Origin of the sequence: Paractinoplanes aksuensis, assembly GCF_024137025.1 — a bacterium.
Lineage (GTDB): Bacteria > Actinomycetota > Actinomycetes > Mycobacteriales > Micromonosporaceae > Actinoplanes > Actinoplanes aksuensis.
The window spans coordinates 214,102-226,692 of record NZ_JAMYJR010000010.1; the positions used below are offsets into that span (position 1 = coordinate 214,102).

Here is a 12,591-nt window from a genome sequence, read left to right on the forward strand (position 1 = left end):
TACCGGCCGTGGTGCGGAATCATCGGCCGGATGGAAGCTCGGTTCGTTGGTATCCCGGAGCTGACGGAGGCCCCGTCGGTCGCTGTCGTGATCGATGTCATGCGTGCCTTCACCGTGGCGGCTTGGGCCTTCACGCTGGGGGCGAACAAGATCGTGCTCGCCGCCTCAGTGGAGGACGCGCTGGCCCTCAAGGCCGGCCATCCGGACTGGATCACGCTCAAGGACGGTCCGCCGGCGCCCGGGTTCGACCTGGTCAACTCGCCGGCCCGGCTGCGCTCGATGGATCTGGCCGGGCGGACGATCGTGCAGAAGACGACCAACGGGACGGTCGGTGTCCACGCCGCTCGGGGCGCGTCGTTGCTGCTGTGCGCCAGTTTCGTGGTGGCCGGGGCGACGGCCGAACTCCTGCGGGGGTGTGACGTCACCTTCGTCGTCACCGGCTCCGGCGGGCGGGCCGAAGAGGATCTGGCCTGTGCTCAGTACATTGCCCGTAAAGCGGTCGACCCGTCGACCGACCCCGAAGTATTCCTCGATCGTGCTGCCGGGTCTGCTGCTGCGGCTGATCTGGCTGCCGCTGCGGGCCGAGGCCGGCCCGGGGTTCATGCTGACGACGTGCCGTTGTGTCTGGAGGCCGACCGATTCCCGTTCGCCATGGTGGTGGCCCAGGAGGACGGGTTCATGGTTCTGCGCCAGTCGGTCTGACGGCCGTCGGGGCGCTGCGGAGGAATCGGGTGCTGAGCAGGGCGGCGACGAGCATGGCGACGGCCAGGATGCGGGCGGTGGTCTCGGCGGTGGTGGCGGCCAGCAGGTAGCCGCCGACCAGGGCGCCGAGAGGGACAGCGCCGTCGGTGAGGACGGCGGCGGCGCTGACTATGCGGCCCAGCATGTTGTCGGGGACTGCTCGGGCTCGGGTGACTGTCAGCGTTACGGCCACGATGGTGCCGACTGCGCCTACCCCGCCCCACGCGATGGCCAGCACCACCGGGTGGGTGCTCAGGGCGATCATCGCCAGCAACGCCGTCCACGACCACACACAGGTCAGGAACAGGCCCCGGGGTGGGAAGCGGCGTTCCAGGCTGGGGATCACCAGGGAGGCCAGCAGGCCGCCGACGCCGGCTGCGGCCAGGACCAGGCCGACCGTCCAGGCCGGACGGTTGTCGCGGGTGGCCACAACCAGCACCAGCAGGATCACGCACTGGAACAGCACGTTCGTGAAGCCGGTGACCAGGCTGGTGACCCGCAGGTAGGGGATGCGCCACAGCCACACCAGGCCTTCGGTGAGCCGAGGGCCGGAAGGGGACGACGAGGAGCGGGGGGAGAACACGGCCCCGACCTCGGCGATGCTGAAGAGGACGAAGGCCGAACCCTCGATCACGGCCGCCACCACCAGCACGATCGCCGTCCCGCGCAGGTCCACCGCGGCCGCCAGCAGCACGGCGGCGGTGGCGAGCAGGCCGGCCACCTGGGCGGCCAGCATCAGCGTGCGGCGGTTGACCGTGTCGGCGAGCAGGCCGGCGGGTACGTGCCAGGAAGCGCCGGTTGCGCAGAATCAAGCCGACAGCCACATGGTGAGCTGCACGATGTCCCCCAGCACCCTCTGGTGCAGCGCGGCCACCACCTCGGGCCGCTGGAACAGTGCCGACACCGTTTGTTCGTCGGAGAGCTGGCGCAGGGTGAGGGCCAGGCCGGCCCAGGTCTCGGGGCTCGGTGGCGTCTCGGCCGTGTAGAGGGCCAGCGCCCGTTCGAAGTCACCCTCGGTGTACGCGAGGTCGGCCGCCGGCACGTCGGGGCCGGGGTCCACGCCGGCCGCCTGGTTCATCTTGACGTAGCCGACCGGCAGCCGGCTGCGCAACGGCACCTCGCCCGGCACGACCTGGGACGGGGGCAGTTCGCCCGCGTCCAAGCCGCGCGACCACCGCGAGTGCAGGTCGTCGACGTTCACGGTCATGTTGCGGACCCGCCATGCCACCAGGTGGCCGGCCGACGACTCGCGGGCCAGCGTCTCGAGGCGGGCGGGCACGGTCTCGGCCGACCAGTGCCGGATCGCCGCTCCCATGGCCGCCACGAACGCCGTCCCGGCCTCGGTGAGCAGCGGCGACGCGGCCGCGACGAGCAGCGCCTGCTGCACCTGGGTGCGCCAGCGGGCGAACTCGACCTCGGCCATCAGCGCCTTCGGCCCGGGCTCGCGCCGGTAGACGCGCCAGAAGTCGGTGACCCCGATGTGCGCGTAGATGCCCTGGAGCAGGCCGGTCAGCGGCCGCGGGTCGTCGCGCCACGGGGCGTACAGGTCTTGGGCGGTCGAGGGTTTCTGCAGTTCGGCCTGGTCGCTGAGCGCGGTCAGCTTGGCGTGCTGGCATTCGTGGATCAGCGTCAGCGCGAACTGCTGGGGTCCGCCCGCGGCGCTCATGTTGACCCCGCCGTACGCATGCAGTGAGGTGTTGCTGACCCCGTTGGGCACCGGTTCCGCGGTGAGCGGCACCACCGTGCGCAGCACCGCGTCGATGCCGGTCGAGTAGCCCTCGTGCTGGCGCCGCAGGATCTCGAGCGCGCCCATGAAGTTCCGGGACCACCGGGCCGCCTGCGCCGCGGTCAGGCGCGGCGGTGGGGCCGTCAACTGCGCTTTTGTGTACGGGTCGGAGAAGTCCCGGAACGGGTCGAGATCATCCAGGTGGACCGTCCGCAGGGCCGAGTACGTGGCGCCCAGCTTGCGCAGCGGCAACCACCGCTCGTCACCCTCGCCGCCCGGGTCGCGTACGACGAACCGGGTGTCGCCCATCGTGAACTCGAACCGGCCGGTCAGCGTGGCGTGCCCGTGCGTCCCCGGCGGCGCCAGCCGGGCCAGTCCCAGGCCGGGCAGCATGACCGCGCCATCGCGTACGACGACCTCGACGTGGCCCGCCTGCCGGGCGGTGACGAACGCGGCCGCCCGCAGCCAGCCCAGGTAGCCGAGGTCGGCCCAGAGCGGCACGTCGTCGCGACCGTCCGGGTGGGCGATGCGCCGGATGCAGTGGACGAGCCAGACGCCGACGGTGGGGTAGTCGAGCATCTCGCCGGTGATGTGCGGCGCCGCCTCGGCCAGGCCGGCGCCCTCGATGCCGGCGGCGTCGTTGAGCAGCATGCGCAGCAGCACCTGGCGCTTCTGGCGTTGACCGGCGGCGAGCCGGGCCAGGTTCTCGGGCGTCCCGAAGCCGGTGCCGAGATCGCGCACCAGCATGCCGGCCCTAGTCTCCACCGGTCGGCCTCCTGGTTCGGATCTTCGCGAGCTCGCCGGCCACCCTCGCCTGGATGTGGCTGATCAGGTAGGCCAGGTCGGGGCAGTAGACCGACGGGTTGCGGAAGCCGTGCCCGGGCCGGAAGCGGTGGGTGTAGTTGCCGCCGCCGCAGATCTCGTGGATCCCGCACTCGCGGCAGGTGTCGCTCAGCGCGTCCCGGCCGAGTTGCCGGGCGATGATCTGGGGCTGGACGAGCGCCTGGTCGAGCGGGTTGCCACCGGCCGCGGCGCGGACCCGGGTCGCGCCCGCGAACGCGGTCTTGAGCGTGTCGACCTGCTCGATCGTGCCGTCGGTCTCGATCACGGCGACTCGGATCGGTTGCAGCCCGACCGATTCCGACGTGCCTGTGCCGCCCAGGGCCAGCGCCAGGATGTCGTCGAACAGGCGGACGCCGGCCTCGCGCACGGGCGCGTCGAACCAGCGGTCGAATATCTCGGACAACCATCTCCCGTACGCCGCGGGCGCGCCGGCCGGGGGCGTGGCCCAGTTCGCATGGGGCAACAGGAAGTCCACGGTCGGTGGCTCGAACTCGAGCAGCGCCTCGTACGTCGTCACCGGATCGTTGGCCAGGTCGATGGTGCACAGCAGCCCCGCGTACAGGTGCCGGTGTTCCCGCAGCAGCTGCAGGCCCTGGACGACTCCGGCGTGGCTGCCCCGGCCGTCGCGGAACGTCCGGTGGCGGTCGTGTCCGGCCTCGTCGCCGTCCAGGCTGACGGCGACCCGGATGCCCCATCGGTCGCAGACCTCGATCACCTGCGGATCCAGCAACAGGCCGTTGGTCTGCATCCCCAGCCGCAGCCGCCGGCCCGGGCCCAGAACGGTGGTCGCCTCGGCGGCCAGCCGGTCGAGGTGGGCGGCCCCGGCCAGCAGCGGCTCGCCGCCGTGGAAGACCAGGCTCACCGCCGACCCGGCGTGCTCGTCGATCCGGCGGCAGGCCTCGGTGAAGACGGCCTCGGTCATGACCTTGGGCTGGTCGCGCCAGCTCTGGTCGGCCGACTCGTACACGTAGCAGTAGCCGCAGGCCAGGTTGCAGCGGCTGTGCACCTTGACGACGAACTGGTTGAAGCGTTTGGGCCGCCACCCCTGGGCCGTCAGCGCGGTCACGTCGAGGTCGTCGGGCCAGCGGCCGGTCATCAGCGGGACCCAGTTACAGGTCGGCGTCCACGAACGAGTTGAAGCCGCCCGCGCCGCCGTGGTCGTCGGGGGCGTAGACCCGCTCGACGGCTGCGCGCAGGGCGGGGCTGAGCTCGGCCAGCAGGTCGTCGTCGACCTGGTCGAGCTGCGGGGTCTCGAGTGCCTGACTTTCCATGTCGCGCCTCCGTCAGGTTGTCAGCCCGCCGGGGGAGACCCCCGGCGGGCGCTCTTCAAACCTATTGACGAACGTCGAACGGTTGTAGCCGCCTGTCAAATTAGTGACAGATCACTGGCGCACGGTGATGCGCGCCGTGTTGTTGGCCCACCGGGTCTCGGTGCCGGCGACCATCTCGCCCTCACCGAAGATCCGGCCGTCCGGGCCCGGTCGCGACCTGATCTTCAACGGGATGGTGTGGGACACCCGGCCGGAGCGCCGTGCCGCTCGGCGCCGTCACCAGCACACTGGGCCCGCCACCGTCGGACGGGCCGTAGTTGACGACCTCGAACGTGAGGTCGGCGGTCTGCCCGGCCGAGCCCCGCACCGGGGCCGCGGTAACGGCGACGTCGTGGTGGTTGCGCTTGCGCCACCACGAGAAGTCGTCCGACTCCCGCTCCGCCGCGCACCAGGACGGACTCAGTGCGACGCATTGATCACCTCCAGTGAGGAAATGGAATGCGCCGCACTCTACAAACGACCGTCAATCCTGATCAGGGGGCGTCAGGCGCAGCCAGACCGCGCCCAGCGGCGGCACCCGCAGTGACACCGAGTGATCGAAGCCGTGCCACGGCAGGTCGTCCGTGTGGACTTCGCCCAGGTTGCCGACGCCCGAGCCGCCGTACAGCTCGCTGTCGGTGTTGATCACCTCGGCCCACGCGCCGGCCCGGGGCAGGCCGATGCGGTAGCCCTCGTGCGGAACCGCCGCGAAGTTGACGACGCAGGCCACCGGGTCGCCGTTGGGCGGGAACCGGACGAACGAGAACGTGTTGTGCTGCGAGTCCTCGCTGGTGATCCAGCGGAAGCCGCTGGCCGACGTGTCCTGCGTCCACAGTGCGGGCGACTCCTTGTAGACCCGGTTCAGGTCTTTCACCAGAGTCTGCACACCGCCGAACTGCGGGTCGTCCGGCAGCGTCCAGTCGAGCCCGCGCTCCTCGCTCCACTCGCGCAGGTCGGCCATCTCGCTGCCCATGAACAGCAGCTGCTTGCCGGTGAAGGCCCACATGAAGCCGAGCAGGGCCCGGGTGTTGGCCAGCTTCTGCCACAGGTCGCCGGGCATCTTGCCGGCCAGTGAGCCCTTGCCGTGCACGACCTCGTCGTGGCTGATCGGCAGGATGTAGTTCTCGCTCCACGCGTACACGGTCGCGAAGGTCATCTGGTGGTGGTGCCACTGGCGGTAGATCGGCTCCTTCTCGATGTACGAGAGGGTGTCGTTCATCCAGCCCATGTTCCACTTGAAGCCGAAGCCGAGGCCGCCCAGGTGGGTCGGGCGGGTGACGCCGGGCCACGCTGTCGACTCCTCGGCGATGGTGATCGCGCCCGGGTAGTTCTTGTAGACGGTCGCGTTCATCTCTTGCAGGAAGCTGATCGCGTCCAGGTTCTCGCGGCCGCCGTACTGGTTGGGGGTCCACTCGCCGTCCTTGCGCGAGTAGTCCAGGTAGAGCATCGAGGCCACGGCGTCGACCCGCAGGCCGTCGGCGTGGAATTCCTCGCACCAGTAGAGCGCGTTGGCGACCAGGAAGTTGCGGACCTCTTTGCGACCGAAGTCGAAGACGTACGTGCCCCAGTCCGGGTGCTCGCCGCGGCGCCAGTCGCCGTGCTCGTACAGCGGCGTGCCGTCGAAGCGGGCCAGCGCCCACTCGTCCTTCGGGAAGTGCGCGGGCACCCAGTCCAGGATCACGCCGATGCCGGCCTGGTGCAGCTTGTCGACCAGGTGGCGGAACTCGTCGGGGGTGCCGAAGCGCGACGTCGGAGCGTAGTAGCCGGTGACCTGGTAGCCCCACGAGCCGCCGAACGGGTGCTCCATCACCGGCATCAGCTCGACGTGGGTGAAGCCCGTTTCCAGTACGTACTCGACGAGCTGGTCGGCCAGCTCCGTGTACGTGAGGCCGGGCCGCCACGAGCCCAGGTGCACCTCGTACGCGCTCATCGGCTCTTGATGCCACTGCTTGGTGGCGCGCTCGGCCATCCACGTCTCGTCGGACCACTCGTACGCCGAGTCGTAGACGACCGAGGCGGTGGCCGGCGGCACCTCGGTGTGCTGCGCGAGCGGGTCGGCGTGCTCCCGCCACACCCCGTCGCGTCCGAGAATCTTGAACTTGTACTTGCTGCCGACCTGGGCGTCGGGCAGGTAGATCTCCCACACGCCGCTGGAGCCGAGCGAGCGCATCGGCCAGCCGTCGTACGGGCCCCAGCCGGTGAAGTCGCCGATCACCTGCACGCCGCGCGCGCCCGGGGCCCACACCGCGAACCCGACACCGCTCTCGCGGGGCTGCGCGCCGAGCACCTTCCACAGCTTCTCGTGCCGGCCCTCGCCGATCAGGTGCAGGTCGAGCTCACCCAGCGTCGGCAGATGCCGGTACGGGTCGTCGACGACCTCGCCGTCGACGTCGACCCGGTAGTCGAGCACCAGGCCCGGCACCTCGGCCGCGAACACGCCGTCGGGGTGGACCCGGATCATCTCGACCCGCTCGCCCTCGAAGACGAGCGTGACCGCCTTGGCCCCCTTGCGCAGGGTCCGGATCACGGTGTTGCCGCCGCCGGGATGGGCGCCGAGGACGCCGTGCGGATCGTGGGTGTCGCCGGCCACCACGCTGTTGAGGGCGCGCTGGTCGGCGGCGAGCGGGTTGGCGGAGTGGCCGATCACGAGGGGAATCTCCTTCTGGCGTGGGCGTCAGCCGACGAGGCGCGAGATGGAGCGCAACGGGATGCGCAGCCATCCGGGCCGGTGCCGGGCTTCGTACGCGGCCTCGTAGACCGCCTTGTCGAGTTCGTAGGCCGCCAGCAGCGGACCCTGCTCGCGCGGGTCGGCGCCGGCGGCGTGGGCGTAGCCGTCGCAGAACGCGGCCCGGTTGCGGTCGACCCACTCGCGGGCCCGCGCGGCCAGGTGCTCGTCGTCGTCCTGGTCGACCAGCAGCTGGTAGGCCGCGTACTCGTAGGAGCGCAGCACCCCGGCCACGTCGCGCAGCGGCGAGTCGGGCAGGCGGCGCTGGTCGAGCGGCTGGCCCGGCTCACCCTCGAAGTCGATGAGCAGCCAGCCCTCGGGCACCCGCAGCACCTGGCCCAGGTGCAGGTCGCCGTGGACGCGCTGCACCTCGACGGGCTCGGTGTCGAGCGCGCGGAACTGGGCCTCGATGGACGGCACGTACTGCTGGATCTCGGCCACGGCCTGGGCCGCGCTGCGTAGGCGGGCCAGCATGGCGTCGACCGGGAAGACCGACGGGCCGGAGCCGAGCGCCGCGGCCAGGTCGGCGTGGACCGACGCCACCGCTTCGCCCAGCCGGTACGACTCGCCCTGGAAGTCGCCGCCGACCTCGTCGGCGCGCATCTCGGCGTCGGCGAACAGGTCGCGGGCCGAGGCCGTGGCCATGGCCCAGCCCTCGGCCGAGTTGCCGGCGTACGCCGTGACCATGCCCAGCGGGCAGGGTTCGCCGCCCTCGGTGGTCTGGAAGGACCCCAGCAGGCGCGCCACATGCGGGTTGTCGCGCCGGCCGAGCACACGGTTGAGCTCGACGTCGGGGTTGATGCCGGCCGACACGCGGCGGAACACCTTGAGGATCGCGTCCTGCTCGAAGATGACACTGGTGTTGCTCTGCTCGGCGTCGAAGACCCGCGGCCAGGCGTCGACCGGGAAGGTCGCGCCCGGCTCGGCCTCGAACGTCACGTCGCCCCGGGTGCCACCCGCCGCCACCAGGGCCAGCAGCTTACGGGCGGCCTTGGTGTCGTAGAGCGCGTCGTAGCCGGTGCGGTCGCCGTCGGTGCCGATCGTCGCCACTTCGCTGTACTCGATGATCGGGCCCGACTCCCAGGCCACGACCACCTGGTACCGCTCGGAACTGCCGTCGGTGTACTCGACGTCGATCAGCACCAGGTCGAGGTCGTCGTCGAGCGCCGTGGTCGACGCCTCCTTGACCGAGGACAGGGTGCGGGATCGGCCGGCGTACCACCGTTGGAGCGGCAGCCATTCGGCGAAAGGCAACGTCATTGCTTCTCCTCGGACCCGCACAGCTGGAACCAGTAGAAGCCGTGCCCGGGGAGCGTGAGCAGGTAGGGCAGCTGGCCGATACGCGGGAAGTTCACGTGACCGGTCAGCTCGACCGGGGTGTACCCGTTCCAGTGCTGCAGGTTCAGCTCGATCGGTTGCGGGAAGCGCGACAGGTTGTTCACGCAGAGCACGACGTCGTCGCCGTCCTCGCGCAGGTAGGCCAGCACCGACGGGTTGGATCCGCCCAGTTCGCGGAAGGTCCCGACGGCGAACGCTTCGTGGCGGCGTCGCACCGCCAGCATCGTACGCGTCCAGTTCAGCAACGACGTGGAACTGTCGCGCTGGGCCTCGACGTTCACCGCCTGGTAGCCGTACACCGGGTCCTGGTTGGCCGGCAGATACAACCGGCCGGGGTGGGCCGTCGAGAAGCCGGCGTTGCGGTCCGGGGTCCACTGCATCGGCGTGCGAACGCCGTCGCGGTCACCGAGCCAGATGTTGTCGCCCATGCCGATCTCGTCGCCGTAGTACAGCACCGGCGAGCCCGGCAGCGACAGCAGCAGCGCGGTGAACAGCTCCATCTGGTTGCGGTCGTTCTCGAGCAGCGGGGCCAGCCGCCGGCGGATGCCCACGTTGGCCTTCATCCGCGGGTCCTTGGCGTACTCGCCGTACATGTAGTCGCGCTCTTCGTCGGTCACCATCTCGAGCGTCAGCTCGTCGTGGTTGCGCAGGAAGATGCCCCACTGGCAGTTGTCCGGGATGGCCGGTGTCTGGGCCAGGATCTCGCTGATGGGGAAGCGCGACTCGCGCCGGACCGCCATGAAGATGCGCGGCATCAGCGGGAAGTGGAACGCCATGTGGCACTCGTCGCCGCCGGCCTTCGAGTCGCCGAAGTACTCGACCACGTCGGCCGGCCACTGGTTGGCCTCGGCCAGCAGCACCCGCCCCGGGAACTCGTCGTCGATCACCTTGCGGCAGTGCTTGAGGAAGGCGTGCGTCTCGGGCAGGTTCTCGCCGTTGGTGCCCTCACGCTCGAACAGATACGGCACCGCGTCGAGCCGGAAACCGTCGATGCCCAGGTCGAGCCAGAAGCGCAGCACGTCGAGCATCGCGTTCTGCACGGCCGGGTTGTCGTAGTTGAGGTCGGGCTGGTGCGAGAAGAACCGGTGCCAGAAGAACTGCCGACGCACCGGGTCGAACGTCCAGTTCGACTCCTCGGTGTCGACGAAGATGACCCGTGCGTCCTGGTACTTCTCGGAGGTGTCGCTCCAGACGTAGTAGTCGCCGTACGGGCCGTCGGGGTCGCGCCGCGACTCCTGGAACCACAGGTGCTGGTCCGAGGTGTGGTTCATGACCAGGTCGGTGATGACCCGGATGCCGCGCTTGTGGGCCGCGTCGAGCAGCGCCACGAAGTCATCGACCGTGCCGAACTCGGGCAGCACCTTGTAGAAGTCGCTGATGTCGTAGCCGCCGTCGCGCAGCGGCGACTCGTAGAACGGCGGCAGCCACAGGCAGTCGACCCCGAGCCACTGCAGATAGTCGAGCCGCTCGATCAGGCCCTTCAGGTCGCCCGAGCCGTCGTTGCTGGAGTCGTAGAACGCCCGGACCAAAACCTCGTAGAACACGGCGCGCTGGAACCACGTCCGGTCCGCCGGCAGGCTGCGGGCATGCTCGAAGTCCTCGGCTGTCGGGTGCTCGACCACACCCTGCTCGACGTGGCTGCCCTCGGTCGGATCCGGCTCGAGGCCGAGTTCGTTCTGGTCCATCAGGTTCCCCACCTACCCACCCGCAGGTACTTGTTAACTAGCCGGCTGGATCACGAAGACGTGTGCCGGCTCGACGTACGGATCGATCCGCACGGCGTTGTGCTGCCCCCACTCGTACGTGGCCCCGGTGATCTGGTCGACCACCGTGAACCGGTCGTGCCAGTCCAGGCCGAGTTCCGGCATGTTCAGCACGGTGTTGCCCCACTGCACGCTCGTCGAGTCGAAGGTGACGACCACGAGAACCGTGTTCCCGGTGTCGGGGTCACGCTTCGAGAAGCACATCAGCGCGTCGTTGTCGATGTCGTGGAATCTCAGGTTTCGCAGCCAGTGCAAGGCCGGATTCTCGTCGCGGACCTGGTTGAGCCGGGTGATGTACGGCGCCAGCGACCGGCCGGTGCGCTCGGCGTGGGCCCAGTCCCGCGGCTTGAGCTCGAACTTCTCGTTGTCGATGTACTCCTCGGCGCCCGGCCGCGGGACGTGCTCGAAGAGCTCGTAACCCGAATACATGCCCCATGACGGCGTGAGCATGCTTGCCAGCACGGCCCGAATCTTGAACATCGGCGGCCCGCCGTTCTGCAGCGACTCGTGCAGGATGTCGGGCGTGTTGGGCCAGAAGTTGGGGCGCATCCAGTCGATCGTGGTCAGCAGCTGCTCCATGTACTGCCGCATCTCCCAGGCCGTGGTGCGCCAGGTGAAGTACGTGTACGACTGGGTGAAGCCGACCTTGCCCAGCCCGTTCATGACGGCGGGCCGGGTGAACGCCTCGGCCAGGAACAGCACCTCGGGGTTGGTCTCCTTGACCTTGGCGATCAGCCACTGCCAGAAGTTCATCGCCTTGGTGTGCGGGTTGTCGACGCGGAAGATCTTGATCCCGTTGCCGACCCAGTGCATGACGACGCGGTAGACCTCTTCGCGCAGCGCCTTGTAGTCGTTGTCCCAGTTGATCGGGTAGATGTCCTGGTACTTCTTGGGCGGGTTCTCGGCGTACGCGATGGTGCCGTCGGCCCGCCGGGTGAAGAACTCGGGGTTCGACTTGACCCACGGGTGGTCGGGCGCGGCCTGCAGCGCCAGGTCCATGGCGACCTCGAGGCCGTGCTCCTCGGCGGTGGCGATGAACGCGCGGAAGTCGTCCAGCGTGCCCAGCTGCGGGTGGATCGCGTCGTGGCCGCCCTCGTCGGAGCCGATCGCCCACGGGGAGCCCACGTCTTCCGGCCGGGCCACCAGCGTGTTGTTCCGGCCCTTGCGGTTGATCTTGCCGATCGGGTGGATCGGGGGCAGGTAGAGCACGTTGAAGCCCATGCCGGCGACGGCGGGGATCCGGCCGGCCGCGGTGGCGAACGTGCCGTGCTTGATCGGGGTCGACTCGGGGCCGATCTCGGCGCCCTCGGAGCGGGGGAAGAACTCGTACCAGGCCGAGTAGAGCGCGCGCTTGCGGTCGACCCAGATCGCGTACGACCGGGTGGTCGTCACCAGCTGGCGCACCGGGTGGTGCCAGAGCAGCTCTTCCAGGTCGAGCGCGGGGGAGACCCGGGCGAACAGCGAGCGCTGGTCGTCGCGCAGGGCGGCCGCGGCGTCGCGCACCCGCTCCTCGTCGCCGGACGGAACGATCTTGGTGGCCAGGTCGAGGACCTCGGCCCCCTCGGCCAGGTCGTTGGCCAGGTCTTCCAGGCCCTGCCCGGCGCCGATCTTCTTGACCACCGCGTTGCGCCAGGTGCGGTACGGGTCGTCGAACGCCTCCACCGTGAACGTCCACCGGCCGACCCGGTCGGGCCGGATCACCCCGTGCCACTGGTCGAGGCCGGGCTCACCCGGGCGCATGCGGGTGAACGGCTCGGATTCGCCGTCGGGACCGCGCCATACCACGTTGACGCCGAGGGCGTCGTGACCTTCTCGATAGGACACCGCGGAGACCGGCACCAATTCGCCGACGACCGCCTTTGCGGGATAGCGGCCACACGACACCGAGGGCGTCACGTCTTCGATGGGAAAGCGACCGGTCATGATCTCCACCGTAATCAGAGGGCGCGGACGGGTTCGGCGAAACCAGACCACCGTGAGGGCATACTTCTCCGCTGTGGAGGCGCCGCAAACGGTGGCGTGCCGATGCGCTCAACCTACCGGAGTCCGCTCCGGCCGACTCATCCAGGCGAGGCGTTGCACCCGGCGATGAATTCCGCCAATTCGGCTCGTTCATCTTTACCGAGTTTGATCATCAGAACGTTA

At 69.6% G+C, this 12,591-nt stretch carries 9 protein-coding genes; 1 reads left to right on the forward strand and 8 read right to left on the reverse strand.

Features of this window, described 5'->3' with window-relative positions:
• The first annotated feature begins 30 nt into the window (after positions 1-30).
• The gene (locus tag M1L60_RS11445; protein WP_253237335.1) at positions 31-702 is read left to right on the forward strand and encodes a 2-phosphosulfolactate phosphatase; all 672 of its coding nucleotides are present in this window, start codon (positions 31-33) and stop codon (positions 700-702) included.
• Here the strand turns inward: M1L60_RS11445 and M1L60_RS11450 are convergent.
• The 8 genes from M1L60_RS11450 to M1L60_RS11485 form a co-directional block, all read right to left on the reverse strand.
• On the reverse strand, positions 677-1,477 hold the full coding sequence (locus M1L60_RS11450; protein WP_253237336.1) for an MFS transporter: 801 nt from the start codon (positions 1,475-1,477) through the stop codon (positions 677-679). The genes M1L60_RS11445 and M1L60_RS11450 overlap by 26 nt on opposite strands.
• A 72-nt stretch (positions 1,478-1,549) precedes the next feature.
• On the reverse strand, positions 1,550-3,232 hold the full coding sequence (locus tag M1L60_RS47755; protein WP_253237337.1) for an HEXXH motif domain-containing protein: 1,683 nt from the start codon (positions 3,230-3,232) through the stop codon (positions 1,550-1,552).
• Complete coding sequence (locus tag M1L60_RS11460) at positions 3,222-4,406, reverse strand: FxsB family cyclophane-forming radical SAM/SPASM peptide maturase (RefSeq protein ID WP_253237338.1); 1,185 nt, start codon at positions 4,404-4,406, stop codon at positions 3,222-3,224. The genes M1L60_RS47755 and M1L60_RS11460 overlap by 11 nt, the downstream gene beginning before the upstream one ends.
• 13 nt (positions 4,407-4,419) lie before the next feature.
• On the reverse strand, positions 4,420-4,581 hold the full coding sequence (locus M1L60_RS11465; RefSeq protein WP_253237339.1) for a hypothetical protein: 162 nt from the start codon (positions 4,579-4,581) through the stop codon (positions 4,420-4,422).
• Positions 4,582-5,104: 523 nt separating this feature from the next.
• Positions 5,105-7,267 (reverse strand): 1,4-alpha-glucan branching protein GlgB, encoded by a 2,163-nt coding sequence (glgB, locus tag M1L60_RS11470; protein ID WP_253237340.1) that lies wholly within the window; start codon positions 7,265-7,267, stop codon positions 5,105-5,107.
• Positions 7,268-7,294: 27 nt separating this feature from the next.
• Positions 7,295-8,605, reverse strand: coding sequence for a maltokinase N-terminal cap-like domain-containing protein (locus tag M1L60_RS11475; RefSeq protein WP_253237341.1), 1,311 nt, complete (start codon positions 8,603-8,605; stop codon positions 7,295-7,297).
• Entirely contained in the window at positions 8,602-10,380 is a 1,779-nt protein-coding gene (treS, locus tag M1L60_RS11480) for a maltose alpha-D-glucosyltransferase (RefSeq protein ID WP_253237342.1), read from the reverse strand. The genes M1L60_RS11475 and treS overlap by 4 nt, the downstream gene beginning before the upstream one ends.
• Positions 10,381-10,401: 21 nt before the next feature.
• The gene (locus M1L60_RS11485) at positions 10,402-12,369 is read right to left on the reverse strand and encodes an alpha-1,4-glucan--maltose-1-phosphate maltosyltransferase (RefSeq protein ID WP_253237343.1); all 1,968 of its coding nucleotides are present in this window, start codon (positions 12,367-12,369) and stop codon (positions 10,402-10,404) included.
• Positions 12,370-12,591 lie beyond the last annotated feature (222 nt).

What these genes read in the sequence shown, in the direction of transcription:
- M1L60_RS11445 (WP_253237335.1), top strand. Translation starts at nt 31, where the DNA reads ATGGAAGCTCGGTTCGTTGGTATCCCGGAGCTGACGGAGGCCCCGTCG.
- M1L60_RS11450 (WP_253237336.1), bottom strand. Translation starts at nt 1,477, where the DNA reads ATGCTGGCCGCCCAGGTGGCCGGCCTGCTCGCCACCGCCGCCGTGCTG.
- M1L60_RS11460 (WP_253237338.1), bottom strand. Translation starts at nt 4,406, where the DNA reads ATGACCGGCCGCTGGCCCGACGACCTCGACGTGACCGCGCTGACGGCC.
- M1L60_RS11465 (WP_253237339.1), bottom strand. Translation starts at nt 4,581, where the DNA reads ATGGAAAGTCAGGCACTCGAGACCCCGCAGCTCGACCAGGTCGACGAC.
- M1L60_RS11475 (WP_253237341.1), bottom strand. Translation starts at nt 8,605, where the DNA reads ATGACGTTGCCTTTCGCCGAATGGCTGCCGCTCCAACGGTGGTACGCC.
- M1L60_RS11485 (WP_253237343.1), bottom strand. Translation starts at nt 12,369, where the DNA reads ATGACCGGTCGCTTTCCCATCGAAGACGTGACGCCCTCGGTGTCGTGT.